We start from the raw sequence: 25,095 nt of genomic DNA, 5'->3' as shown, positions 1-25,095 counted from the left end.
CTTGATGCAGCAGGACGCTGAAGCCGGCAGGCGTCAAATTCAGACGATCTGAAAAGCGAAGCGACGCACCGGTTAATGGCTGGCGCGCTCCCGCGATTAATGTACTCATCGACCGCCGACATCGGCAGGATTCGGGAAACCAGAACTGGGGGTAGGCAAATGACTGCAGGGAAGAGCATCACCGGCCGGGCGAATGATTTCGATGACGCCGTTGGCTCGGCTCACGATGAACATCGCCGGTTCGCAGGCGATGGCAGAGCTGATTGCAGCCGGCGTGGCTTGCTCAAGCTGGCTGGTATCGGTGGGGCCTCGATGATCCTGGGCGCCACGGCTCATGCGGCTCCGGCCAGCGAAGGGGGGCGCGACGGGACGCGCGTTTTTGACCCGAACCGGCATGGCAAGGTTCACACGCTGCCCTCGACGCCGGAGACGGTGCGCTTTGGCGAGATGGATCCCGCGGCGCAGCCGGTGCTGGAGATCGAATCGGGCGACGTGGTTCATTACCCAAACACGTGGACGCATTGGGGCAACGAAGCCAAATTCGGCATGCCCCTGGCCGAGCGCAACGCGATTCGCAAGCGGTATCCCCAGGGCCCTCAATCGATGATCGGGCCAGTGAGTATCAAAGGTGCCGTGCCGGGGGATGTGGTGGAGTGCAGGATGATCCGTTTGCGTCCGATCGACTGGGGCTGGAACTCGGCTGTCAAGGGCATGGGCGCGTTGCCCGGAGATTTCCAGGAGGGGTACTTGCACTATTTCCGCTTCGACGCTGAGCGGCGATTTGCTGAATTCTCTCCCGGCGTACGCATACCGCTGGCGCCGACTCAAGGCACGATCGCGGCTCAGCCGGCGGGCGACAAGCCGACGAGTGCGTTGTTGCTCGGGGCATATGGGGGCAGCATTTCGCTTCCGGCTCTGGTCGAGGGCACGTCGCTGTTTGTGTCGGTGCAGGTGCCCGGCGCAAAAATGTGGACCGGGGACTCGAATGCAGCGCAGGGAGACGGTGTCGTCAACCAGACTGGCATTGAGTCTGCGATGGAAGACCTGCGGATTCAATATGTGCTGCACAAGCGAGTGGCGCTGAGCGCGCCGGTGGCTGAAACGCCGACGCATTGGATCGCGCTCGGATCAGGCGCCACCCTTGAGGAAGCGCTGACAGCAGCCCTGCGCCAGACGATCGGGTGGATCAGCGCGGCAACCGGCCTTTCCAGGCACGATGTTTATGCGCTTTGCAGTATCGACGGTAGTTTCCGGGTGACTCAATACGCAAACCAGACCGAGGGCAACTATCGCTTCCAGTCACCTAAGGTCATTCAAGCCATGTTGCCCAAGCGCATATTCAGCGCGGAGCGGCAGGCGCAGATTTCGCGCTCTCTCCGTCCTGAGGGCTTGTGATCATGGTCTCCCTTCGACAAGACATGGAGGCTGCGCAAGCCGATGTCGTGCCTTTTGAGCCGGACGGCATGCAGCGCCTGCAATGGCACGTCTACATTCTGTGCGGGCTGGTGGCCTTTCTGGATGGTTTCGACACTCAGGCCATCGGGCCCGCCGCCGATGCGATTGCGGCTTCGATCGGTATTGATATCAAGGATTTTGGTCCGGTCTTCAGCGCGTCGCAGATCGGGTTCCTGATCGGCGCCATGATTTTCAGCGCATTGGGAGACCGCTTTGGCCGGAAGCGGTTGCTGGTTGCGGGGACGTTGATTATTGCCTTCAGCTCGCTGGGGACCGCACTTGCGGGTTCGTACCATGAACTGGTGGCGATTCGCATCCTGGCCGGGCTCGGCCTTGGCGGGGTGACGCCGCTCTTTATCAGCCTGGCATCGGAATTCACTCCACCTGCGCTACGCGCCCGCGTGGTCACGATGCTATGGGCAGCTGTCCCGATTGGCGGAATGATGGGGTCGTTTACGAGTTCCGTCACGCTTTCCCAGTTTGGGTGGCAGGCGATCTTTTTCCTCGGCGGTGGGGCGCCGCTTTTGCTCGTGCCGGCCCTGGTTTTCCTGCTGCCGGAGTCTCGGGAGATTCGACGCGGTTCAAGCGACCATGGCGCCCCCCGATTGCGCGTTTCGCCGATCGGGGCGCTGTTCGGCGAAGGGCGCGGTGTCGCCACGCTGTGGTTGTGGCTCGCGTCCTGGATGATCTGGATGTTGCTCGTCGTCGTCGGTGTCTGGACCCCGTCATTGCTGCAACGGGCCGGCTGGACCATACCCATGGCCGCGATGATGCTTGGATTGCTCAATGCGGGCGGTGTCGCGGGAACATTCCTGATTGGCGCCGGACTCAGGTACGTTCCTCCGCAACGGGCGCTGATGCTGGCGCTGATCGCCGCGGCCGCATCGCTGGTGATACTGGGCACCTTCGCGCACAGTTTTGCCGTGGTTGCAGTCGCGGCAAGCCTTGCGGGTTTCTTTTCCTCCGCGGCGGGCGGTTGTTTGCTGGCGCTGTCGGCAAGCCTCTATCCGGAACGCGTCCGTGCCACGGGTGTGGGCTGGTCCCTGGGTTTCGGGAAGACGGGAGCGGTGCTTGGTCCGGTTTGCGTCGGGCTGCTGCTTGGATTCCAGTGGTCCACGGCCAGCATCTATTCGGCTATCGCCCTGCCAGGCTTACTGGCCGCCGTTCTGGTCTTCCTCCTGAGCCGAACCTCAACCTTCCGCACTGCAATCAAGCAGTGAGAAGAATTTGTCACCTCGAAACAATGGAAATGCCAATGTCTACGGAAAGTTTGAACGCCAATAGCCTCGCCCTGATCAGCTACAAGCAAGCCAGGCAGGCGCTTGATGCGGCAGTGCGGCTCGCGGAAGAACATGGCACCGCGCTGAGCTTTGTGATTGTCGACAGCGCCGGGCATCTTGTTGCTGCCGCGCGGATGGATGGTGCCCCCTTTATCACCATGGAAGTCGCGCGCGGAAAGGCTTTCGCTTGCGTGGCAACCGGCGGGCAGTCGGGCAGGGCGCTGCGCCAGCGTTATGTCGACCATCCCATGGTGTGGGGCAATATCTCGTCGTTGGGCTATGGGGCACCGTTGCTTCCTGCCATCGGTTCACTGCCGGTCTGGATGGATGGGAAGCTGATCGGGGCCATGGGGACCAGCGGTGGCGCAGCCGAGATCGAAGAAGAGATGCTGACCAAAGCCATCGCATCGATTGGTGGATCCGTTGTCGCAGCGACAGCGATCTGAGGTCGAACTCCAGCCGATAAGGAAGCATTCATGCTGACAATCTGGGGGCACCTGGGCTCACCCAACGTGCAGAAGGTCATCTGGGCCTGCGAGGAGCTCGGGGCCCGCTATGTCCTGAAGGAGGTCGGGGGACCGTTCGGAGGAACGGACTCTCCCGATTACCTGGCCAGGAATCCGAATGGCCGCGTGCCAACGATAGAGGACGATGGCTTTGCCTTGTGGGAATCCCACGCGATCCTTCGATATCTGGCCGCCAGGGACCCTGACAAGCGACTGACCTCCGACGATTTGCGGGTTCGCGCGTCCATCGATCAATGGATGGACTGGCAATGCGCGCATCTGTGGCCTGCGATTCGCTCCCTTGTCGTACTTGTCATCAAGCCGAGAAGCACGATGCCCTCCCCGGAGGAGATCGAAGCTGCACGGTCGGGAATCATTCCGCTGCTCCGCTTGCTGGATAGCGCGCTTGGGCAGCGCGGCTATACCGCCGGCGATACTTTCACCATAGCCGACATCGCCATGGCCATTAGCTACAACATCTGGAAGATCATGGAGCCGAACTGCGCTGACTTTCCTGCCTTGGAAGCGTGGTACGCGCGGATCAACACGCGGGCCGCCTTCAAGCCGATGAGCGGAAAGAGACGCGTTTAGCTACGGGCAGCGGCGGCACTTCTTCTTTGTGCCCGCCGTCGCCTCTTCCCGCCCATCTCCACTGTCTTGCTTGCCCTTACTGCCGTTCCAGGAAAGCAAGGTTGGTCGCGCGTCGGCGGAACTCGCTCGGTGACAACGCCATGTGCCTGGTGAAGAAGCGCGTAAAGTTGCTATGGGTACCAAAGCCGAGTTCGTCGGCCAGGTCGATCAGCGGCCTGTCCGTGGTGGCAAGCCAGCGCGTTGCAAAGCCCAGACGCAGGCTGTCGATGTAGTGCCGAGGCGAGACACCGACGCAACGGCTGAACTGCGCAAAGAAATGTGAACGGGAAATACCTGCGGATCGGGTAATTTCGCTGACCTTCGGATTCTCCGTCGCATGTTCGTGGATATAGGCTATCGCCTTCCTGATCCGGTGATCGGTCGGACGCGTGTTCCTTAGCGTCCTGCCATCCGCATCGAGCTTCCCATACTGCCGCACGACAGTACCCACGAGCGCCTTCAGGCGCTCCTCGCATAGCCCTGGCGACTCCAGCGACCGCGTTGAGATCGCGGCCACAAGCAGGTTCACTTTTGCCCGCAGCTCATCGACAAGCGGTGCTTGTGGATTGGGGAACAGATGGTCCAGATGCGGCGCAGCGTCCTTGAACTCGTTCGCCAACCAGGATGGGTTCAGGAAGAGCGACAGAATCGTGGTCGGGCCGCGATCGCTGGGATGCTTCGCGTGCACCACCCATGGATTGAGCAAGACCACGGAGCTATCGTTCACCTCCAGCGCGGTGGATTCCAACTGTAACGTCGTATCCGCGCCGCTGAGCTTGAAGATGACGTTGAATTCACGATGTGCGTGCTCGACGATCGCTTGTTCAGTCGTGTTGATCGTCGCACGCCCGAAATCGCCGTGCAGAATCTGCGCCGGGTGCCTCTCAGCCATCCCTACTCCTTTTGGTCCAGTCAATCACACAGGCCAGTTGATTCAATTTCCCTTGCTTACGATCACCGAATCGACACCCGCATCAGCCCAAGGGATCAGTAGGCTTGCGGCTCCGTTGCCCGGATCGCCTCCGGGCTGATTAGCACGGCATCCGCGTCGCAGTACACCCATTGACCCGGCGTGAACGTGACGCCGCCGAAGGCCAGCGGGACGTCATCCTCGGCGCCGGGCTGCTCGGCCGCATTGCGCAAGGCGGTCGTGCCCAGCGCCTTGACGCCGATGTCGATCGCATTGACGGTCTTGCTGTCGCGAATCACGCCATGAATGACCAGTCCGGCCCAGCCATTGCTTGCCGCCAGTCCGGCCAGCCGGTCGCCAAAGACGCCGATGCGCAGGGAGCCGCCCACATCCACCACCAGGACACGGCCGGCGCCGGGCGCCGAAAGCCGGCGCAAGACGGGCCGGTGATCCTCTTGCACTCGCAAGGTCGCACAGGGGCCGGAAAAATGCTGGCGCAAGCCGAAGCTGCGGAACTGCAGCTGGCAGACAGAGGTTGTGCCGGGGTGTTCGTCGGAAAGATCGCTGGTGGAAAACATGATGAGAGAAGAGTGTGAAGTCAAAGGAATGCGCGCGGCCGCATGACGTACAGTGCCGTCCCTCTTGGCCGCGCCTGCTTAGTTGAGCGTGATGCCGGCCTTTTTCACCACCTCGCCGTATCGGGTGTAGTCCAGGCGGATCTGCTTGCCGAATTCATCCGGGGTGTTGCCGACCGGGGTGATGCCGAGCTCGAGCATCCTGGCCCTGGTTTCCGGCTGCTCAAGCACCTTCCTGATCTCCCGCTGCAAGCGCGTGACCACTGCGGCTGGGGTGCCGGCCGGCGCGAGGATGCCGACCCAGGAATCGACGCTGAAGTTGCTGACCCCGGATTCCATCAGTGTCGGCACTTCGGGAAGCGAGGCGATACGGCGGCCACCGGTGACGGCGATAGCGCGGACCTGGCCGCTCTTCACATACTGGGACACGCTGGCGACGGCGGTGCACAGGACGGGGAGGGAGCCGCCAAGCACATCCGTCAGCGCCTGTGAGCCGCCCTTGTACGCAATGTGCTGCAGGTTGATGCCGGCCTGCTCCTTGAGGAGTTCGCCGGCAAGATGGCAAGTGGTTCCGGTGCCGGAGCTGCCGTATGACAAGCCGGCGCTCTTCCTGGTGGCGGCGTAGGCGACCAGGTCCTTGAAGTCCCTGGCCGGCACCGAAGGGCTCGTCACGAAGATCAGGGTGGCGTCACCGACCTTGGTGATGGGTGCAAAGTCGGTCAGCACATTGAAGCGCGGTTTCGTGATGTGCGTGCCGGTCACGAGCGCGCCGTCGAAGCCGAGCAACAGGGTGTAGCCGTCGGCGTTCGACCTGGCCACCGCTTCCGCGCCGATATTGCCGGACGCACCGGGCCGGTTGTCGACGATCACGGACTGGCCCAGGGATTGCCCCAATTGGTCCGCTACCAGCCGCGCGGTGGCGTCGGTGACGCCACCCGGCACGAACGGAACCACCAGCCGTATGGGGCGGGTGGGGTATGCATCGGCGGCGGCCTGGGCGGGCACGCCGGCGAGAATCGCGGCGCTGATTCCTAACAGGCCGAGGCAACTCTTCGGGTAGCGCATTGTGTCTCCTGCCGCTTTGTCATCGGATGTGTTTTCAAACACTTATTTCGGCCATTCTACGGATGGGGGCGAAGCATGATGTGTCGTTCCGGGGCCGAATGCACCGGGTGCACCGGCGAAAATTCCGCGGTGCCGGGCTCGGGCGGCACGATGTGCTGCACTGTGGTGCATGTGAGGGGGCAGGCGATTGCCGCTGCAGTCCCTACCTTTGTGCGATGGGCTCCGGCAATGGCAGCGCGGTCTGGTACTTCACCTGCTTGAGCGCGAAACTCGACCGGATGCTGGCCACGCCATCGAGCCGCGTCAGCTTGTCGACGATGAAGTGCTCCAGTGCCTGCACCTCGGAAACCATCACCCGGATCAGGTAATCGGAATCGCCGCTCATCAGATAGCACTCCATGACCTGTGGCAGTGCCGAGACCTCGCGCTCGAACGATTCCAGACCGGCGCGGGTCTGCTTTTCCAGCGTGATCTGGATGAACACGTTGACGTTGAGGCCAAGCTTGCGGGGATCCAGCAGCGTGACGTGCCTGCTGATCAGTCCCGACTGCTTCAGCAGGCGCACACGGGCAAGGCACGGCGACGGCGAGAGATTGACGCGCGCGGCCAGTTCCACATTGGTGAGGCTGGCGTCGCGCTGCAGCTCGGCCAGGATCCTGAGGTCGATTTTGTCGAGATCGATCATGGGCCGTCGCCGCTCCCGGACCTGTGATGGTCGACCACCGCATGCGAGGCGAGAAGCTGCTCGATGCGGGCCTCGGCAATGCCAGCCTCGCGCAGGATTTCGATTGAGTGCTCACCGAACGCCGGCGGGGCGCGGAAGCCGCTGGCGTTGTCCCCGTCGTAGCGGATGGCGCGGTTGGCGGCGCGGACCGGTCCGTAGTCGGGATGGTCGAGCTGATAGAAGATGTCGAGATGGCGTACCTGGGCATCGCTTTCCAGCTCGTCGAGCCGCAGTTCCGGCGCCGCCGGTACGTCGTGTTGTTCCAGGCGTGCCATCCAGGTGTCGCGGTCGGCGCTGGCAAAGACTGCGCTCAGCTCGGCGGCGATGGCGTCATAGCCGTGTACGCGGCTTTGGCGGTCGGGATACGCCTGCGCCAGATCCGGCCGCTCGATGGCGGCGAGCAGCTTCTGCCAGAACTTGTCCGGCGATGACAAGTGCAGCCCGATGCGGCGTCCGCATTTGCACGTGACCAGGTAGGACTGCGACTTCGAGGCGCGGCTGAAGAATTCCGGCGCGCTGCCATAGGCCGACAACTGTCCGAGCGGTTCCGTGGCAAGCGCGATCATCGCCTCCAGCATCGAGACCTCGACCTTCCTGCCGCGTCCGGTGCTGGCGCGCTCGACCAGCGCGCCAAGGATACCGATGCAGGCATAGATGCCGGAGATGGTGTCCGATACCGGCGGGCCGGGCACGCGTGAATCGGTGCCGCGATGGAACATCGACATCCAGCCGGACAGCGCCTGGCCGACGTTGTCGAAGGCGGGGCGGTGCGCGTAGGGCCCGTCGGCGCCGAAGCCCGTGATCGAGCAATGCACGAGCCGGGGATTGAGCCGGTGCAGGTGTCCGGCGTCCAGGCCCAGCTTGCTTTCGCTGCCGGGGCGCATGTTCAGCAGCAGCACATCCGCGTCCAGCAGCAGCTCCTGCAGCACCTGCCGGCCCTCAGGCGTGGTGAAGTCGAGCACCAGCGAACGCTTGTTGCGGTTGTGCGACTGGAAATGGCCGGCGTACATGCCGCCATCGAAGGTGCGGAACGGGTCGACCACCTTGGGCGACTCGATCTTGATCACCTCGGCCCCGAGCTCGCCCAGCAACTGGGCGGCAAGCGGCGCGGTGATGAAGCGGCCGATCTCGATGACGCGGATTCTCTGCAGGACTTTCATTGCGACTCCTTCGGAACGAGGTGCGACGAAGTCTCTTCCTCGGTGCGCACCCACAACGCATTGGCGATCGGGTGTTCGATTTCCTCGGCCAGATGGCCGAGCAGGCCGACGGCGCGGCTCACCACGGCCAGGCCGCGACACAGCTTCCAGGACAGGCCAAGCTCGGAAGCGATGGCGCCAATCGCCCCGGTGGCGTTCACCGGCAATTTGCCTGGCTTGCCGAAGGCGCGCTCGGCTTCAGCCGAGATCGCCTTCATCAGGGCGACGTAGGGCCCGGCCAGACCGTTTTCCTCGGCGATGGCAAAGAGCGCGACGGCGCGCGGGTCGACCGGCTTGTGTACGGGGTGGCCGATGCCTGGCACCGGCAGGCGTTGCTGCCGATGCTCCTGCACGATGCGCGCGGCCGTCTCCGCCACGTCATAGCTGCTCGCCGAGCCGACGGGACGGACCTGCTGCAGCAGCCGGGCCGCACCTTCGGCGGTGCCGGCGAAGGTCGTGCCCATGCCGCACAGGCCGGCAGCAATGGCGGCCTGCATCGATTCCGGCGCTCCAAGATAGGTCAGGCGGGCCACCATGGCGGAGGGCGTCATGCCGTGCTCGACCAGCACCGCGAGAATGGCGTTGAACACGGTCGACTCGGCCGCGCTCGGCCTTCTGCCGGTGACTTCGAGAAAGGCAAAGTCACCGAGTGCGATCTTGCCCAGTACGTCCTGGCACAGATCCAGGCCGCGCACCGTGATGCGATCGGCCGTGCTCCAGCCCATGTCCGATTGCAGCTTCTGTTCTTCCATCAACTTCTCCGTATTGAATTCTCAGGACACTAGGACTTCGGCGCATCGGCCGACACGATGGCGCGCGGCAACAGCAGGATCAGCAGGCAGCACAGCAGCAGGCATGCACCGAGCACATAGGTGCCGCTGTTCATGTTGCCGGTCACGTTCTTGGCGACATTGGTGATCATGGCGCCGGTGATGCCGGCCAGGCTGCCGACCGAATTGATCATGGCCAGCCCCGCCGCGGCAGCGGCGCCGGTGAGGGCGCGCCCCGCGAAGATCCAGAACAGCGGCGTCACGCCGAGGATCCCTGCCGCGGCGACTGAGATCAGCAGCAGGGACGGGCCCAGCTGTTCGGCGCAGGCCGCGCTCAGGATCAGGCCGATGCCGGCGCAGGCCGCCGGAATCGCGGCGTGCAGGCGGCGTTCGCCGGTTCGATTCGAGTGCATCGCATTGGCCACCAGGACCACGCCCGCGACCACGTAGGGCAGCGCTGAAAGCAGGCCGACGTGATAGACGTTCTTGAGCCCGGTGGCCTGGATGATGGAAGGCAGCCAGAACGACAGGCCGTAGAAGCCCGTGTTCATGGTCAGCAGGATCGCGCACAGCAGCCAGATCACGGGGCTTTTCAGGGCGGCGCCGAAATTGTGGGTCTTGTGCGCGTTTTCCGTGGCGAGGTTGCGCTTGATCAGCGCCTTCTCGTCGGCGTTGAGCCAGCGCGCCTTGTCGACCGAGTCCGTCAGGCAAGCCAGCACCACGATGCCCAGGATCACTGCGGGCAGGCCCTCGACCAGCAGCATCCATTGCCAGCCGCGGTGCCCGAGCGTGTCATGCATGTTCTGCAAGATCCAACCCGATACCGGTCCGCCGATGCAAAGGCTCAGCGGCAGCGCGAACATGAAGCCGGCCAGCACGCGATTCTGCTTGTGCGAGGGAAACCACTGGTTCAGGTAGAGCACCACGCCGGGGAAGAAGCCGGCTTCGCAAACGCCCAGCAGGAAGCGCAGCACATAGAACATGGTTGCCGAGCTGGTGTGGAACACCGCGGCCAGCGGCTCGATATACATCATCGAAACCGAGACGCAACCCCAGCTGATCATGATCCGCGAAATCCAGCGCCGCGCGCCGACCCGGTGCAGGATCAGGTTGCTCGGCATTTCAAAGAGCACATAGCCCCAGAAAAGCATGCTTGCCGCGAGCGCATAGACGTTGTTGCTCAGGTCCAGGTCGCCGAGCATCTGCAGCTTGGCGAAGCCGATATTGACGCGGTCGAGGTACGAGATCACGTAGCAGACAAAGAACAGCGGCACTGTCCGCCAGAACACCTTGTCATAAGTGCGCTTCTCAAGATCGGGCAAGGTGGCGTCGATCGGCGTTTGCTGAATGCTCACGGCCATTGCAGTCTCCATTCGTTATGGGTCGGGGGATGCGTGTGCATCGGCGCCCTGTCGCTTATCGGATGCGCTTTTACGGCGCATGCCAGTTCCACATTCAGCCGTCGTCTTTTTGTTCGACTATTTTGTAGGACAATAGTGTAGCTATCGAGGCGATGCCAATGAGGGTTAGTCCTGATCGGGCTTGGGAAGCTCTGGGATTGGCGGCTATTTGGCCTCAGAAAGGCAACATATGGGAATGCCGCTGAAGACACTATTGCAGTTTGCTCATCACTTTTGTGAAGAGTGCCCTATCAATATGTAGGACAATAATGTACGAATTGGTGCGGTAAAATCAGCGTAATCGCGAGGAGAGCACCTGAAATGACCAATCCATCCGCCCCGCCACGCAGCACGCTCGAATATGTCGTCGACAGCCTGAGGCAGGCCATCCTGAGCGGGCGCTTCGTGCCGGGCCAGCGCCTGGTCGAAGCCGATCTGACGCGCGAGCTTGGCGTCAGCCGCGGTCCCGTGCGCGAGTCTTTCCGCCGGCTGTCGGCTGAAGGCCTGGTGGAGAGCATTCCGAATCAGACCACGATGGTCAGGCGCTACTCGCACACCGAAATACGGGAGCTGTTCGAGGTGCGCGCGGAGCTTGAGGCACTGGCGGCGCGCCGCGCGGCCGGCCGCATGAACGAGGCATGCGTGCGCGAACGTTTCCTGCAGGCGACCCAGGCGATCTGGGAAGATCACCATGCAATGAGCCCGGCGGCCTACTTCGAGGAGAACAGGCGCTTTCACCAGGCCATCGCCGATGAATGCGGGAATGCGCAACTCACCGATTTCATCGGACGCCTGCAACTGCCGATGCTCATGTTCCAGCTCGGCAATGCCATCCAAGGCGAGGCGCTGCAGGAGTCGGTCAGCGAGCACCGCCTCATCGCCCAGGCCATCGTCAGCGGCGATGCCGACAAGTCTGCCCAACTGATGCGCGAACACCTCAGGCGCGCGAGCGATTTCGTGGACCGCATGCCAGCCGACACCTTCAGGCCCTGAACCAGCTGTCGCCGATTCAGGCTCCGTCAGGCGTCCATGGCCTCAGCCTGCTCGGCCCTGGAAGCTGCAAGAAGGGGTCAACCTAGGGCATGCCTTGACATGCTGTTGTTTCCGGCGCTGCTGGTTTGCACCCCGCTCCCGATCGGAGAGGGGGGACCGGAGAGCAAACCGGCGGCGCTCTTAACCTTCCACTTCCGCCCAACCCTGCATCGCCTGACCGCCGGCATCGTCCCCCGTCCACAGCACCAGCCGGCCAGGCTGCGCCGGATCGGCCGCGCCGCCGACGGTGATGATGTCCTGGTCGAACAGCGGGGCCAGGCCGCGGAAGCCAAAGCGGCGCACGCGCGCCTGCGGTTGCTCGCGCGCCACCAGGTCCAGCATCAGCATGGCCTGCATCGGCCCGTGCACCACCAGGCCGGGGTAGCCCTCGACCTCGCGCGTGTACTGGCGGTCATAGTGGATGCGATGGCCGTTGAAGGTCAGTGCCGAGTAGCGGAACAGCATCACCGGGTCTGCCTGCAGCGTGCGCTGCCACTGCGCGGCCTGCTCCAGGCGCGGGCGCGGCGGCTGCGGCCTGGACGGGTCGGGCATGGCGCGGTAGACGATATCGTGGCGCTCGTTGACCGCGGTCTTGCCGTTGACGGTCAGCTCGTGATCGACGGCGACAAACCACAGCTCGCCGGTGCGCCCGGTCTTGTACTGCACGTCCTTGATGGTGGAGGTGCGCGTGACGGTATCGCCGATATGCAGCGGATGGCTGAAGCTCAGCTCGCTGCCGGCCCACATGCGGCGCGGCAGCGGCACCGGCGGCATGAAGCCGCCGAGGGTGGGATGGCCGTCGCGTCCCAGTTCACGCTGCGGCGCGCGCGGCAGGAAGTAGAGCCAGTGCCACAGCGGCGGCAGCGGGCCGGCGGCGACGGCCTCGGGGTCGAGGTCGAAGGTGGCGGCGAGGCCGATCACCGGTTCCGGCGACAGCGTTTCGGTGCGCGCTTCGCTGCGGCCGATCCAGCCGCGCAGGCGTTCGAGTTCAGGAGTGGCGTCAGTCATGACAATAAGCCTTGTAATGCGTGAAGGTGGTCGGGCGGCCGGTTATTGCGCCAGTGCCAGCAGCCGGCGGGCCTGCTCGATCACGGGCCGGTCGACCATCTTGCCATCGACCTGCACCGCATGGCTGCCGCTGGCGGTAGCTTCCAGCACGCGGCGGGCCCAGTCGAGCTGCTCGGGGCTGGGCAGGAAGCCTGCGCGCGCCGCGCCCAGCTGGGCCGGGTGGATGCAGAGCTTGCCGGCAAAGCCGAGTTCGCGCGCATAGGCAACATCGCTGGCCAGCACGGCTTCGTCTTTCAGTGCGGTGGTCACGCCGTCGACCGGCGGTGGCAGGCCGGCCACGCGTGAGGCCAGCACGATGCGGGCGCGCGCAAAGGCGAGCGCGTCGCGCGTATGGCTGCAGCCCAGGTCGACTGCATAGTCGAGCGAGCCGAAGGCAAGGCGTGCCACGCCGGGGGCCGTGGCCACGGCATCGATCTGATGCAGGCCCAGCGCGGTTTCGATGATCGCGACCAGTTCGCCCTGCGGGTTGATCGCATGCAGGGCCTGCGCGATGGTGGCCAGCGCGGCGGCATCTTCTGCCTTGGGCACCAGCAGGCCGGCCAGCGCGGTGCCCGGCGGCAGCGCGCGCAGCCAGGCCAGGTCGGCGGCAAAGGATGGCGAGGCGCTGTCGTTGAGGCGGACAAAGGCGTTGGCCGCGGGCCGCCCGGCCAGCCACTCGGCGATGGCTTCGCGCGCGGCGGGCTTGGCGTCCGGATGGACCGCGTCCTCGAGGTCCAGGATCATCACATCGGGGCCGGCGGCCGCGGCCTTGTCAAAGCGTTCCGGCCGGTCGCCCGGCACGAACAGGTAGGTGACTGCAGTGGTCATGTCTTGGCTCTCAGCCTGCGGCGGGCAGCCAGTCGTTGACGTTCGGGGCCTGCTCCAGCGCCCACACGCGCTGGATGATGGTGCGCATCTCGGCCTCGCTCGCGCCGTGGCGGAACGCGCCCAGCTGCAGCGCCTTGGCTTCCAGATCCGGGCGCGACAGGGTGTTGTCGGGATCGCCCTTGGGCACGTCGACGCGCGCCGCCAGTGTGCGGCCGTCGGTGGTCGTGACGGTGACGCGGCCGATCCACTGGCGCGGGTAGGCGGCGTTGATCTCGGCATCCAGTTCCATGCCGACCTTGCCGCGGAAGGCGGTCACCTTCGGGTCCTGCAGCGCATGCTGCTCGAACTCGCCCAGGCCCGCATGGCCGTGCACGGCCACCAGCCCCAGCACCGTGCCCATCGAGAACTTGGCCTGGTGGATGGTGGTGGGGTTGACCACCGGGCCGAGCACATCGATGGCGCCCTGGTGCACGTGCGTGGTGACGCTGGCGACCTGGTCGGCGCCGATGCCTTCGCGCTGCATCAGCGCCTTGAGCGCATCGGCGGCCGGGTGCGTGTGGCGGCATGAGGCGAAGAACTTGAACGAGGTCTCGGCGGTGGCCCAGCGCGTGCCCAGGCCGTCGGTCAGGCAGGCGGGATTGGCATCGCTGGACATGCCGGCGGCCATGCCCTGCGCGCCTTCCAGGATCTGCCTGGCGCCGGTGAAGCCGGCGCGCGCGAGCCAGGCCGACTGCAGGCCATCGGCCGCGGCCTTGGCGGTATGCAGCTGCTTGGAGTCGGCGGCGTCGCGCAGGAATTCCCACAGGCCCGCGGCCTGCGTGCCGGCCGAGCCCAGAGCCTGGTTGATGCCTTCGGCATCCAGGCCGTAGAGCTTGGCCACGGCCGCGGCGGCGGCTAGGGTGCCCACCGTGCCGGTGGTGTGGAACACGCGGTAGTGCGAACGGCCCATGAATTCGCCGATGCGGATGCCGGCTTCATAACCGGCGATGGAGGCCAGCAGCACCTCGGCGCCAGTCTTGCCTTCGGCCTGCGCGGCGGCGACCACGGCAGGGAACACCACGGCGGCCGGGTGCAGCACCGAGCCGTTGTGCACGTCATCCTGCTCGACCACGTGCGACGAAGCGCCGTTGATCAGCGCGGCGAAGTAGGGCGAGGTGCGGCGGCGGTCCACCAGCACTTCGGCCGCGCCCTGCGTCGGCCCCATCGCGGCGGCAAACTCCTGGATGCGGCGCACGGCCGGGGCGTCCTTGCCCGCGATGGCCGAGGCGATCCAGTCAAGGAACAGGTCCTTGGCGCGCTCGATCACGGGCGCGGGCACGTCGGACAGCTTGAGGTTGGCCAGGAAATCGCAAAGCTGGCGGGTGGGGTAAGTGGTGTCTGCGGCTTGGCTCATGCCGGCTCCGGAAATTGAACAGGTGCTTGCAGAAAGAAGGGAGCGCCCGGTTTGCCCGGGCGCCGGTATTGGCTCAGATAGTCTGTTTGTCCGCCAGCGCGGCGATGTCGCTGTCGGCATAGCCGAGTTCGGCGAGGATCTTGCGGCTGTGCGCGCCCAGCGCCGGTACGTCGCCCATCACCGGCTCCACGCCGGACAGGTTGGCGGGCGGCAGCAGCGCATCGATGGGGCCGCCCGGGGTGGCGACTTCGCGCCAGCGCTGGCGCGCTTGCAGTTGCGGATGGTTCCATACGCCTTCGATGTCGTTCATCGGAGCATTGGCGATCTGCGCCTGGTCCAGCAGCGCCTCGGCCTGCTCCACCGTCAGCGACGCAAAACGTTCTTCGATGAGGGCGGTGAGTTCGGGGCGGTTGCGCACGCGGGCGGTATTGCTGGAAAAGCGCTCGTCCTGTGCCAGTTCCCGATTGCCGAGCACGACCTCGCAGAAACTGGCGAACTCGCGTTCGTTCTGCACGCTGAAGATCACGCTGCCATTGCCGGTGCGATGCACGCCATACGGGGCGATGGTCGGATGCGACGCGCCGAAGCGAGCCGGCGGCTTGCCGCCATAGTGGCCGAAATAGAGAACCTGGTTCATCCATTCGGCCATCGCCTCGAACATGGTCACCTGCACGCGCAGGCCCCTGCCGGTGCGGCCGCGCTGCAGCAGCGCCGAGAGGATGCCGCTGTAGGCATACATGCCGGCCGCGATGTCGGCGATCGAAACGCCGGCGCGCGACGGCTCGTTCGGGCCGCCGGTGAGGCCCACCAGGCCGGCGGCGGCCTGGATCAGCAGGTCATAGGCCTTCTTGTCGCGATAGGGGCCCGAGTCGCCATAGCCGGAGATGTCGCAGACGATCAGCTTCTCGTACTTGCCATGCAGGCTGTCGAAGTCCAGGCCCATGCGGGCGGCGGCGCCGGGCGCCAGGTTCTGCACCAGCACGTCGGCATCGGCCAGCAGGCGGTGCAGGATGGTCTGCGCCTCGTTGTCCTTCAGGTCCAGCGTCAGGCTTTCCTTGCCCCGGTTGAGCCAGACGAAGTACGAGGCCTGGCCGTGCACCGACTGGTCATAGCCGCGCGCGAAGTCGCCGGCGCCGGGGCGCTCGATCTTGATGACGCGGGCGCCCAGGTCGGCCAGCTGGCGCGTGGCGAAGGGAGCGGCCACCGCGTGTTCGAGCGACACCACGCGGACGCCGTCGAGCGGGCGGATGCCTTGGGGGGATTGGGACATGGAAAGCCTTAGAACGAACGCGGCAGCTCGAGCACATGCTCGGCCACGTAGGACAGGATCAGGTTGGTCGAGATCGGCGCCACCTGGTACAGGCGCGTTTCGCGGAATTTGCGTTCGATGTCGTACTCGGCGGCAAAGCCGAAGCCGCCGTGCGTCTGCAGGCAGACGTTGGCCGCTTCCCACGACGCGTCGGCGGCCAGCAGCTTGGAGATATTGGCTTCCTTGCCGCACGGCTTGCCGGAGTCGAACAGCTGCGCGGCCTTGTAGCGCATCAGGCTGGCGGCCTCGACATTGATGTAGGAGCGCGCGATCGGGAACTGCACGGCCTGGTTCTGGCCGATCGGGCGGTCGAACACGATGCGGTCGCGCGCATAGTTGCTGGCGCGCTCGACAAACCAGTAGCCGTCGCCGATGCACTCGGCGGCGATCAGGATGCGCTCGGCGTTGAGGCCGTCGAGGATGTACTTCAGGCCCTTGCCTTCCTCGCCGATCAGGTTTTCGGCGGGGACTTCGAGGTTGTCGAAGAACAGCTCATTGGTCTCGTGGTTGACCATGTTGCGGATCGGCTTGACCGTCAGGCCCTTGCCGATGGCATCGCGCAGGTCCACCACAAACACCGACAGGCCCTCGGACTTGCGCTTGACCTGGTCCAGCGGCGTGGTGCGCGCCAGCAGCAGCATCAGGTCCGAATGCTGCACGCGCGAAATCCATACCTTCTGGCCATTGACGATGTACTTGTCGCCCTGGCGTACCGCGGTGGTCTTGAGCTTGGTGGTGTCGGTGCCGGTGGTGGGCTCGGTCACGGCCATCGACTGCATGCGCAGCTCGCCCGAGGCGATGCCCGGCAGCCAGCGCTGTTTCTGCGCTTCGGAGCCGTGGCGCAGCAGGCAGCCCATCACGTACATCTGGCCGTGGCAGGCGCCGGAATTGCCGCCGCTGCGGTTGATTTCCTCCATGATGACCGAGGCCGCGGTCAGCGACAGGCCCGAGCCGCCATAGGCTTCGGGGATCAGCGCCGACAGCCAGCCCGCCTGGGTCAGCGCCTGGACAAAGGTCTCAGGAAAGGCGTTCTGCTCTTCCACCCGTTGCCAGTACGCCGAATCGAAGCCGGCGCAGAGGTCGCGCATCGCTTCGCGGATTTCGGGGTACAGCTGGTCTGGATCCTGATGTGCGTGCATGGGGTAGCCCCGCTCGGATTGAATGGGGCCATTATTCCCGAGCCCCCGGCACGCTGAAATTCGGATTTGCGAAAGAGCGGCTTAGGTGGGCCGGAAGCGGGGGGAGGCGGAAGCTGCATGCGGCGCCGGGGCGCCCGCAGTTGCGCAAGAGGCCGGTGCAGCGGCCTCTTGCGCGGGGATGGCTGGCACGCCGGGCCTGGGAATCAGTGCATGAAGAGCCAGATCAGGACCAGGATGAAGGCCGGGACGCCAAGTAGCCAGGCAAGGATATAGGGCATGGTGCAACTCCTGTCGATGACGGTAATCGGTGATTCCAATATAGGAATGCCGTCATGCCGGCACTGTCGGAAAGCTTCCGCTTGCGATGTAGGACGCAGCCGCAAGCGCCTGGCGGGCGGCCCCGCGCGGCGTGGCGCGAGTGCCTTGCGGCCCGCCGGCCCGGTTGCCGGCAGGCCATCCCGTGCTACGCTCAGGTCTGTACCCAAGCACCCGGAGACGAGCCATGGACGGGGTCTGGTCCGAGATCTACAGTGTCTTGCGCGCCGAGTTCGCCGATGTGCCGGACGCTGGCGAGGCCACCCGCATCCTGGCACGCCTGTTCATGGCGGTGCTGCTGGGCGGCCTGATCGGCTATCAGCGCGAGGCCTCCGGCAAGGCAGCGGGGCTGCGCACCCATATGCTGGTGGCGCTGGGCTCGGCGCTGTTCGTGCTGGTGCCGCTGCAGGCAGGGACGCCGCTGGCCGACATCAGCCGCGTGCTGCAGGGGCTGATTGCCGGCATCGGCTTCCTTGGCGCCGGCGCGATCCTGAAGCACAGCGACGAAGCCCACATCCAGGGCCTGACCACCGCGGCCAGCATCTGGATGGTCGCGGCCATCGGCGTGGCTGCCGGCCTGGGTCGCGATACCACGGCGGTGATCGCCACCATTTTCACGCTGGTCATCCTGCAGGTCCTGCAGCGCTGGAAATAGCGCACCCGCGCCCGGCGCATCCGGCACCCCGTGCCGCCCGGCGTGCGCCGGTCTGTTCGCTTGCCCGCCAATTTGCGTCATTTCCCACAGCAATGCGCGCCAGCGCACGCTGCCCGCGCGCGCTGCGCCCTATGCTGTGGCACAGGTTGCGCCGCGATCCACAGGCGCGGCCGTGGCAGAGCAGGGGGAGGCAGCCATGAAATCATCGATCCGTGACGACGCGGCGCTGGCCGCATTCGTGGGGCCGCGCTATGCGTACTACAGCCAGCGCTGGTCCCTGGCAGAGGCACGCGGCGGCATGTCGTGGAACTGGGCGGCGTGCCTGCTGGGGCCGTTCTGGATGGCCTACCGGCGCATGTACTGGCAGGTGGGGGTCTATGCGCTGATCGTCTGCGCCGAACCGGTGCTGCACGCGCTGTTCGGGCTGAAGATGCCGCTGGCGGTCCGGCCGATGCTGTATGCCATGGCGCTGCTGCTGGGCATGTATGGCAACCAGATCTACCGCTGGCATGCCGAGGCGACCATCCGGCACCTGCGCGAGTACCATTTCTCACCGGAACTGGTGCATGATTCGCTGGCGCGCTGTGGCCGCACCAGCTGGCCCGGTGTCTTCGCCATGGGCCTGCTGCTGGTCGTGATGACGGTGTCGCTGAGCCCGCTGGCGGGGCTGGTGGTGCAGGGCGGCGGGCTGACCGCCGGCTGAACGGCCGGCGGCTTCCCTGATTTACACGGGCTCGCGCGCCGCGTCGACCAGGTACTGGATCAGGGTTTCGGCAAACTGGGGCAGTTCGCGCCCCGGGCGGCGCACCAGGCGCAGCTCGCGCTTGGCCCATTCGTCTTCCAGCTGGATAAAGCGCAGCACCTTGCGGCTGGCGTAGCGGCGCGCGCAGCTGTTGGGCACGATGGCGATGCCGGCGCCGGCCTCGACCATGCGGCATACGGCATCGAAGCTGCCCACCTGGATGCGCAGGCTGATGCGCTTGCCCATGCCGCCGGCGATGCGGTCCAAAAACGACTGGATCGCGCTGAACTGGTTCAGGCCGACAAAGCGGCAGGTATCGAGCAGGTCGGCGAAATGCAGCCGCTTGAAGGCCGGCAGCGGGTGGTTGACGGGGGCGATCACGATCAGCTCATCGCTGCACAGGTGCATCGCGTCCAGGTCCTGGGTGGCGACTTCACCGGCCACGATACCCAGGTCGGCGGCGCCGGCGCTGATCGCCGAGACGATTTCCTGCGACAGGTGCTCTTCCAGCTCGATATCCACGTCCGGGTTCTCGCTCAGGAAGCGCGATACGCCGGTGGCCAGGAACGAGTTGGTGGCGGTGGTATTGGCCAGCAGCCGCACCCGGCCCTTGACGCCCTTGGCATAGGGCCGCAGGTCGGCGTGCAGGCATTCCAGTTCGCGGAAGACCTCGCGCGCGTGGCGCAGCAGCGCATCGCCCGCCGGCGTCAGGCGCACCCCCTTGACCTGGCGGATCAGCAATTGTGTCTGGAACGCCTCTTCCAGCTGCTTGATCCGGGTGCTGGCCGCGGGCAGCGACAGGAAGCTGCGTTCGGCCGCGCGGGTCAGGTTCTCCGTCTCGCCAACGTTCAGGAAGAGGCGGAGATCGGTCAGGTCGTAATGCATGGGCTTCCGTCAGGCCAAAGGCCAGTTTTGTGATTCGTGAATTCCAAAGTCTCGGCCGTCAATTTATCGTATCCGCTGCGGAGTGGACATCCGGATTGACCGCACCGGCGGGCGAATGCCCGCGGCGCAGGGGTGTTTGGCCGGGTTTGCGGTCGGTGACCGCACAAAAAGTATTCAGAGGAGCAACGCAATGAGCGGTTTGATGGCAGGCAAGGTCGCGCTGGTGACGGGCGCAGGTGGTGGAATCGGGCGCGGCATCGCGCTGGCACTGGCCGCCGCCGGCGCCAAGGTGGTGGTCAATGACCTCGGCGTGTCGATGACCGGCGAGGGCGGCGACGCTGGCCCCGCTCAGCGCGTGGTGGAGGAAATCCGCGCCGCCGGCGGTGAGGCCGTGGCCAATACCGACAGCGTGTCGACCTGGAGCGGCGCCAATGCCATCGTGCAATGCGCGCTCGACAACTTCGGCCGCATCGACGCCGTGGTCAACAACGCCGGCAACCTGCGCGACCGCATGTTCTTCAAGATGAATGAAGAAGAATGGCGCTCGGTGATCGACGTGCACCTGCACGGCACCTTCTTCGTCAGCCGCGCCGCGGCCAGCTACTTCAAGGACCAGGAGAGCGGAGCCTACGTGCACATGACCTCGACCTCGGGCCTGATCGGCAACCTGGGCCAGGCCAACTACTCGGCGGCCAAGCTGGGCATTGCCGCGCTGTCCAAGTCGATCGCGCTGGACATGCAGCGCTTCAACGTGCGCTCGAACTGCATCGCGCCGTTCGCCTGGAGCCGCATGACCAGCTCGATCCCGGCCGAAACGCCGGAAGAGAAGGCACGCGTGGCCAAGCTGCAGAAGATGGAAGCCGGCAAGATCGCGCCGGTGGCGGTCTACCTTGCCAGCCCGGCCGCCAGCGAAGTCAACGGCCAGATCTTCGCGGTGCGCGCCAACGAGATCATCCTGATGAGCCAGCCGCGCCCGGTGCGCTCGGTGCATATGAGCGAAGGCTGGACGCCTGAAACCGTGGGCGAGATCGCCATGCCGGCCATGCGCAACAGCTTCTTCAAGCTGGAGCGTTCCCCCGACGTGATCAGCTGGGACCCGATCTGATGGCGGGCAGCCAGGCCCCGGCGCACGGCGCGCTTGCCGGCGTGCGGGTGCTGGACCTGTCGCGCATCCTGGCCGGCCCGTGGTGCGCGCAGAACCTGGCGGACCTGGGCGCCGAAGTCATCAAGGTGGAGCGGCCCGGCGCGGGCGACGACACCCGTTCATGGGGGCCGCCCTGGCTGCCCGGCGCGGACGGGCAGCCGTCGCGCGATGCCACCTACTTTGCCGGCGCCAACCGCGGCAAGCAGTCGGTGACGCTCGATATCGCCAGCCCGCAAGGGCAGGAGATCGTGCGCGAACTGGCGGCCAAGTCGCAGATCGTGCTGGAGAACTACAAGGTCGGCGACCTGAAGCGCTACGGGCTGGACTATGACAGCCTCAAGGCGCAACCCGTCCATCGTCTACTGCTCGATCACGGGCTACGGCCAGACCGGGCCGAGCGCGCACAAGCCCGGCTATGACTTCATCTTCCAGGGCCTGGGCGGCCTGATGAGCGTCACCGGCGAGCGCGACGACCTGCCCGGTGGCGGGCCGCAGAAGGTGGGCGTGGCGGTGGTCGACATGCTCACCGGCATGTATGCCACCGTGGCCGTGCTGGCCGCGTTGCGCCATGCCGAGCGCACCGGCGAGGGCCAGCATATCGACATGGCGCTGCTCGATGCGGTGGTGGCGGTCGGCGCCACGCCCATCATCGCCCAGCGCGTGACCGGCAAGGCCATGCCGCGCTACGGCAATGCGCACGCCAATATGGTGCCCTACCATGTGTTCGCCACCGCCGACGGCTACATGATCGTGGCGGCCGGCAACGACGGACAGTGGCAGGCGTATTGCCGCGGCGTCGAGCGTCCCGACCTGGCCGCCGACGAGCGCTTTGCCACCGGCCCCGGCCGCATCATCCATCGCGACACGCTGGTGCCGCTGCTCGAGGCGCATATGCGCACGCGGCCGACGGCGCACTGGGTGCAGGCGCTGGAAGCGCAGGGCATCCCGTGCGGGCCGATCAACGACTACGGCCAGGTGCTGGAAGACCCGCAGGTGCGGCATCGCGAGCTGCAGGTCGACCTGGTGCGCGACGACGGCAGCCTGTGCCCGACCGTCAAGAGCCCGCTGCGGCTGTCGGCAACCCCGGTGCAATACGATGCACCGCCGCCGCGGCTGGGCGAGCATACCGCGCACGTGCTGGAATCGGTGCTGGGTATGTCGGCCGAGCGCATCGCCAGGCTGCGCGAGCAAGGCGTGGTCTGACTGGAGGCGGGTGCCTGGCGGAAGCTGCCGGGCACCGCCTGCTTCCGGGCGGATCGCCAGGCCTCGGCACAAAGTCCCCCCATCGCCTAGGCTGTCTGGGTAGCGGCCCGAACCGTTGTTCCCGGTTCCCCACAGGAGACAGCCATGAACGAAGAGACCTTTAACCTCAGCATCCGCAAGTTCCTGAAGGTGGTCGGCGTCAGTTCCCAGCGCGAGATCGAACAGGCGATAGCCAGGGCCATGGCCGACGGTACCATCGCCGGCAACGAGCACTTGCCGGTGTCGGTGACGCTGGAACTGGCGGGCGTCAAGCTCCAGGCGCGCTTCGACGGGGAGATCCAGCTTGAGTAAGTGCGCCGTCCTGGCTAGGCCGCCGGCTCCGCCTCTCCCCGCATCCCCCGCATGCGGTATTCCCCCGGCGCTACACCGGTCCATTTCTTGAAGGCCCGGTGGAAGGTGCTCGGCTCGGAGAAGCCAAGCCGCAGCGCCACGTCCTGCAGCGTCATGCCGGGGCGCTCCATCATGCCGATGGCCACGTCGCGGCGCAGGCTGTCCTTGATGCTCTGGTAGCCGCTGCCCTCGTCGCGCAGCCGGCGGCGCAGCGTCTGGGGCGTGAGCCGCAGCATCTGCGCCATCTGCTCCAGCGATGGCAGTTCATCATCCAGGTGGGAGCGCAAGTGCTGCCGGATGCGCTCGGCCAGGCAGCTGTTGTCGCGGTAGCGGATCAGCAGGTTGCGCGGCGTCTCGCGCAGGAACTCGCGCAGGCTGGCGGCGTCCTGCATCACCGGCAGGCGCAGGCTGGCGCCATCGAAATGCAGCACGGAGACAGGCTGGCCGTAATGCACGGCGGCCTTGAAGACGCGCTCGGTCTCCGGGCCGCCCTGTGACGGCGCGGCGCTCAGGTCGACCCGCGCCAGCGGGATATGGCCGGCCACCAGCCAGCTGAGCAGCGCGTAGGCATGGAACACGAAAGTCGATTCGGCAAAGCTGCGGCAGGCCGAGGCCGGCGCGCGCGGATGCAGCACCACGGAGGCGGTCTTGCCGTCGGCGCTGACATGCAGGCGTGGCGCGAAGGCGTCGATATGGAGCCGGTACAGGCGCAGCCCGGCGCGGATGGCGTCTTCCAGCGTGGCGCAATGGATCAGGTTGCGGCACGCCTGCGCAAACGCGCCCGGGGTCACGGGCCGGTCCAGCAGCCCCCACAGTTCATCGCGCATGACGCGGCGCAGCGTGCGGATCAGCGCCGCGTACTGGCCCTGGGTGACGCGCGCATTGGGCGAGGCCAGCAGCGCCGGCGAAATCCCGGCCCGGCGCAGCAGCGGGGCAATGTCGTGGCCCAGCCGGCGCGGGCCCAGCAGGATGTGATCCACATGCTGGATCGCAATGGTGTGGCGCGCCGAGGCCTGGGGCGCGGCCTGCGCCGTGGTGGCCGGGGCCTCGGCCCGGCCGCTGGCATGGCCATGTCCGAGCGCCGGCGGCAGTGTGCTGCCGGGGAGGTGCAGTTTGCCCGGCACGGGCGGGCGCGGCGATGACAGGACAGCGGTATGCATGGGTCTCCTCATCACGGTGGCGCGTCGGCGCCGGCACCGCGGAACGGCTGGCTCCGCGGGGCGTTGACGGACGTTTTGCCTCATCGTCCCGGCACCTTAGCAAGCCGCGACCGCACCGCACAATCGGGATTTGCCAAAGGCTGCCTTCCATCTGAGCGATTCGGCCAATCATTTTGGCTTGTCTGGTCATTGTCCACGCACCGCAGCATCGCGCACTCTCCGGCTGATACCGATACAAGGCCGGCCCACCGGCCCGGACGGGACCAGAAACGGGGCAACCACCCGTTCCCCGCCTCAGGAAAAACAATGGAGACAACAACACATGCAGGCAGATCGTCGTAGTGCGCTGTGGCGCTTTGGGGCCGGATTGCTGGCGTGGGGCGGCGTTGCCGCCGGGATGCTGGGGGCGGGCGCGGCGCTCGCGCAGAGCGAATTCCCGGCGCGCACCGTGCGCATGGTCGTGCCCTTCCCGGCCGGTGGCGCCACCGATGTGCTGGCCCGCGCCATTGCCGAAGGGCTGGGCAAGGCCTGGAAGCGCCCGGTGGTGGTGGAAAACCGCCCGGGTGCGAGCGGCATGCTCGGCGCCGAGGTGGTCGCCCGTGCCGAGGCCGACGGCTACACCGCGCTGCTGACGATCACGCCGCTGGTGCAGGCGCCAAGCCTGTATGCCCGGGCGCCCTATGACCCGGTGAAGGATTTCGCCGCGGTGTCCGAGCTCGGCACGACCAACCTGGTGTTCGCCGTCAACAGCAATGCGGTGCCTGCCACCAACCTGAAAGACTTCATCGCGCAGGTTCGCGCCAAGCCGAAGCAGTTCTCCTACGGCTCGTTCGGGGCCGGCTCGAGTGGCCACCTGTACGGCGAGGTCTTCAACGAGGCCGCCAAGATCGACATGCTCCATGTCTCATACAAGGGCGAGGCTCCGGAGCTGAACGACCTGCTGGGCGGCCAGGTGCCGGCGGCGGTGATCTCGGTGATGGGCGCCAAGCCCCACGTCGCCACCGGCCGCCTGCGCGCCCTCGCGGTGACTGGCCCCGCGCGCGCGCCGCAACTGCCGGATGTGCCGACTTTCCGCGAAGCCGGCATTGAAGGCATGGATGCGATGGGCTGGTTCGGGCTGCTGCTGCCGGCCGCCACGCCGCGGCCGATCGTTGAGAAGTTCTCGGCGGACGTCAACCGCGTGCTGGCCCAGCCCGACGTGCGCAAGCGCATGAACGAGCTTGGCGTGATCCTGACCGGCAGCACGCCGGACGCGTTTGCCCAGACCATCCAGGCCGACTATGTCCGCTGGGGCAAGGTGATCCGCACCAGGAACATCCGCCTGGATTAAGTCATTCCC

At 66.0% G+C, this 25,095-nt stretch carries 24 protein-coding genes and 1 pseudogene; 11 read left to right on the top strand and 14 right to left on the bottom strand.

The features are described 5' to 3' along the window. Nucleotides 1–159 precede the first annotated feature (159 nt). Genes AC3WLF_RS15405 through AC3WLF_RS15390 form a run of 4 tightly spaced genes read left to right on the top strand, consistent with a single transcriptional unit; the run spans nucleotide 160 to nucleotide 3,832 of the window. A complete protein-coding gene (locus AC3WLF_RS15405) occupies nucleotides 160–1,395 on the top strand; it encodes an acetamidase/formamidase family protein (RefSeq protein WP_492358458.1) in 1,236 nt (411 codons plus the stop codon). Between the two features lie 23 nt (nucleotides 1,396–1,418). Further along, complete coding sequence (locus AC3WLF_RS15400) at nucleotides 1,419–2,675, top strand: MFS transporter (protein WP_492358457.1); 1,257 nt, start codon at nucleotides 1,419–1,421, stop codon at nucleotides 2,673–2,675. A 35-nt stretch (nucleotides 2,676–2,710) separates the two neighbouring features. Next, a complete protein-coding gene (locus AC3WLF_RS15395) occupies nucleotides 2,711–3,181 on the top strand; it encodes a GlcG/HbpS family heme-binding protein (protein ID WP_492358456.1) in 471 nt (156 codons plus the stop codon). Between the two features lie 30 nt (nucleotides 3,182–3,211). After that, nucleotides 3,212–3,832 carry a glutathione S-transferase family protein gene (locus AC3WLF_RS15390; protein WP_492321128.1) on the top strand — a complete coding sequence of 207 codons (621 nt, stop codon included), beginning with the start codon at nucleotides 3,212–3,214 and terminating at the stop codon, nucleotides 3,830–3,832. 76 nt (nucleotides 3,833–3,908) lie between these two features. Here AC3WLF_RS15390 and AC3WLF_RS15385 read toward each other — a convergent pair whose 3' ends face one another. The 7 genes from AC3WLF_RS15385 to AC3WLF_RS15355 form a co-directional block, all read right to left on the bottom strand. Continuing rightward, nucleotides 3,909–4,763 carry a helix-turn-helix domain-containing protein gene (locus AC3WLF_RS15385; RefSeq protein ID WP_492358455.1) on the bottom strand — a complete coding sequence of 285 codons (855 nt, stop codon included), beginning with the start codon at nucleotides 4,761–4,763 and terminating at the stop codon, nucleotides 3,909–3,911. Nucleotides 4,764–4,858: 95 nt separating this feature from the next. Continuing rightward, nucleotides 4,859–5,359: a ribonuclease E activity regulator RraA gene (rraA, locus tag AC3WLF_RS15380; RefSeq protein ID WP_492358454.1), complete on the bottom strand. Its 501-nt coding sequence runs from the start codon at nucleotides 5,357–5,359 to the stop codon at nucleotides 4,859–4,861. A gap of 78 nt (nucleotides 5,360–5,437) precedes the next feature. Next, nucleotides 5,438–6,421 (bottom strand): Bug family tripartite tricarboxylate transporter substrate binding protein, encoded by a 984-nt coding sequence (locus AC3WLF_RS15375; RefSeq protein ID WP_492358453.1) that lies wholly within the window; start codon nucleotides 6,419–6,421, stop codon nucleotides 5,438–5,440. A 202-nt stretch (nucleotides 6,422–6,623) separates the two neighbouring features. Next, nucleotides 6,624–7,106, bottom strand: a complete 483-nt coding sequence (locus tag AC3WLF_RS15370) for an Lrp/AsnC family transcriptional regulator (RefSeq protein ID WP_492321132.1) — start codon at nucleotides 7,104–7,106, stop codon at nucleotides 6,624–6,626. Next, nucleotides 7,103–8,305, bottom strand: coding sequence for a CaiB/BaiF CoA transferase family protein (locus tag AC3WLF_RS15365; protein ID WP_492358452.1), 1,203 nt, complete (start codon nucleotides 8,303–8,305; stop codon nucleotides 7,103–7,105). Before AC3WLF_RS15365 ends, AC3WLF_RS15370 begins: the two co-directional genes overlap by 4 nt. Continuing rightward, on the bottom strand, nucleotides 8,302–9,096 hold the full coding sequence (locus tag AC3WLF_RS15360; protein ID WP_492321134.1) for a citryl-CoA lyase: 795 nt from the start codon (nucleotides 9,094–9,096) through the stop codon (nucleotides 8,302–8,304). Before AC3WLF_RS15360 ends, AC3WLF_RS15365 begins: the two co-directional genes overlap by 4 nt. 29 nt (nucleotides 9,097–9,125) lie before the next feature. Next, the gene (locus AC3WLF_RS15355) at nucleotides 9,126–10,475 is read right to left on the bottom strand and encodes an MFS transporter (protein WP_492321135.1); all 1,350 of its coding nucleotides are present in this window, start codon (nucleotides 10,473–10,475) and stop codon (nucleotides 9,126–9,128) included. A gap of 360 nt (nucleotides 10,476–10,835) precedes the next feature. Between AC3WLF_RS15355 and AC3WLF_RS15350 the strand changes: the two genes are divergently transcribed. Next, complete coding sequence (locus AC3WLF_RS15350; RefSeq protein ID WP_492321136.1) at nucleotides 10,836–11,507, top strand: GntR family transcriptional regulator; 672 nt, start codon at nucleotides 10,836–10,838, stop codon at nucleotides 11,505–11,507. 180 nt (nucleotides 11,508–11,687) lie between these two features. On the opposite strand, the gene AC3WLF_RS15345 is transcribed toward AC3WLF_RS15350, so the two are convergent. The 5 genes from AC3WLF_RS15345 to AC3WLF_RS15325 form a co-directional block, all read right to left on the bottom strand. Then, complete coding sequence (locus AC3WLF_RS15345; RefSeq protein WP_492321137.1) at nucleotides 11,688–12,554, bottom strand: HTD2 family dehydratase; 867 nt, start codon at nucleotides 12,552–12,554, stop codon at nucleotides 11,688–11,690. Nucleotides 12,555–12,596: 42 nt separating this feature from the next. Further along, on the bottom strand, nucleotides 12,597–13,421 hold the full coding sequence (locus AC3WLF_RS15340; RefSeq protein WP_492321138.1) for an HpcH/HpaI aldolase/citrate lyase family protein: 825 nt from the start codon (nucleotides 13,419–13,421) through the stop codon (nucleotides 12,597–12,599). Between the two features lie 10 nt (nucleotides 13,422–13,431). Further along, nucleotides 13,432–14,814 carry an MmgE/PrpD family protein gene (locus AC3WLF_RS15335; RefSeq protein WP_492321139.1) on the bottom strand — a complete coding sequence of 461 codons (1,383 nt, stop codon included), beginning with the start codon at nucleotides 14,812–14,814 and terminating at the stop codon, nucleotides 13,432–13,434. A gap of 73 nt (nucleotides 14,815–14,887) precedes the next feature. Then, nucleotides 14,888–16,084, bottom strand: a complete 1,197-nt coding sequence (locus AC3WLF_RS15330; protein ID WP_492321140.1) for a CaiB/BaiF CoA transferase family protein — start codon at nucleotides 16,082–16,084, stop codon at nucleotides 14,888–14,890. 8 nt (nucleotides 16,085–16,092) lie between these two features. Further along, nucleotides 16,093–17,262, bottom strand: coding sequence for an acyl-CoA dehydrogenase family protein (locus AC3WLF_RS15325; RefSeq protein ID WP_492353083.1), 1,170 nt, complete (start codon nucleotides 17,260–17,262; stop codon nucleotides 16,093–16,095). Nucleotides 17,263–17,764: 502 nt separating this feature from the next. Between AC3WLF_RS15325 and AC3WLF_RS15320 the strand changes: the two genes are divergently transcribed. Together AC3WLF_RS15320 and AC3WLF_RS15315 are read left to right on the top strand one after the other, a co-directional pair. Beyond that, complete coding sequence (locus tag AC3WLF_RS15320; protein WP_010813951.1) at nucleotides 17,765–18,232, top strand: MgtC/SapB family protein; 468 nt, start codon at nucleotides 17,765–17,767, stop codon at nucleotides 18,230–18,232. A gap of 196 nt (nucleotides 18,233–18,428) precedes the next feature. Next, nucleotides 18,429–18,935 carry a DUF2628 domain-containing protein gene (locus tag AC3WLF_RS15315; protein ID WP_492321142.1) on the top strand — a complete coding sequence of 169 codons (507 nt, stop codon included), beginning with the start codon at nucleotides 18,429–18,431 and terminating at the stop codon, nucleotides 18,933–18,935. 21 nt (nucleotides 18,936–18,956) lie between these two features. Here the strand turns inward: AC3WLF_RS15315 and AC3WLF_RS15310 are convergent, their stop codons facing one another. After that, entirely contained in the window at nucleotides 18,957–19,859 is a 903-nt protein-coding gene (locus AC3WLF_RS15310) for a LysR family transcriptional regulator (RefSeq protein ID WP_010813949.1), read from the bottom strand. A gap of 190 nt (nucleotides 19,860–20,049) precedes the next feature. On the opposite strand from AC3WLF_RS15310, the gene AC3WLF_RS15305 reads away from it, so the two are divergent. The 3 genes and pseudogenes from AC3WLF_RS15305 (at nucleotide 20,050) to AC3WLF_RS15295 (ending at nucleotide 22,557) form a co-directional block, all read left to right on the top strand. After that, nucleotides 20,050–20,964: an SDR family NAD(P)-dependent oxidoreductase gene (locus AC3WLF_RS15305; protein WP_492340460.1), complete on the top strand. Its 915-nt coding sequence runs from the start codon at nucleotides 20,050–20,052 to the stop codon at nucleotides 20,962–20,964. Further along, a pseudogene (locus tag AC3WLF_RS15300) lies at nucleotides 20,964–22,206 on the top strand (CaiB/BaiF CoA transferase family protein). The gene AC3WLF_RS15305 and the pseudogene AC3WLF_RS15300 overlap by 1 nt, the downstream one beginning before the upstream one ends. 144 nt (nucleotides 22,207–22,350) lie before the next feature. Further along, nucleotides 22,351–22,557, top strand: a complete 207-nt coding sequence (locus AC3WLF_RS15295; protein ID WP_492321285.1) for a DUF6494 family protein — start codon at nucleotides 22,351–22,353, stop codon at nucleotides 22,555–22,557. 14 nt (nucleotides 22,558–22,571) lie between these two features. On the opposite strand, the gene AC3WLF_RS15290 is transcribed toward AC3WLF_RS15295, so the two are convergent. Continuing rightward, nucleotides 22,572–23,756, bottom strand: coding sequence for an AraC family transcriptional regulator (locus tag AC3WLF_RS15290; RefSeq protein ID WP_492321284.1), 1,185 nt, complete (start codon nucleotides 23,754–23,756; stop codon nucleotides 22,572–22,574). A gap of 322 nt (nucleotides 23,757–24,078) precedes the next feature. On the opposite strand from AC3WLF_RS15290, the gene AC3WLF_RS15285 reads away from it, so the two are divergent. Further along, a complete protein-coding gene (locus AC3WLF_RS15285) occupies nucleotides 24,079–25,086 on the top strand; it encodes a tripartite tricarboxylate transporter substrate binding protein (protein ID WP_492321283.1) in 1,008 nt (335 codons plus the stop codon). Nucleotides 25,087–25,095: the final 9 nt, after the last annotated feature.

The sequence above is a fragment of the Cupriavidus sp. FW306-01-F10A genome, assembly GCF_058782785.1.
This window is presented reverse-complemented; position numbering and strand designations above follow the sequence as displayed.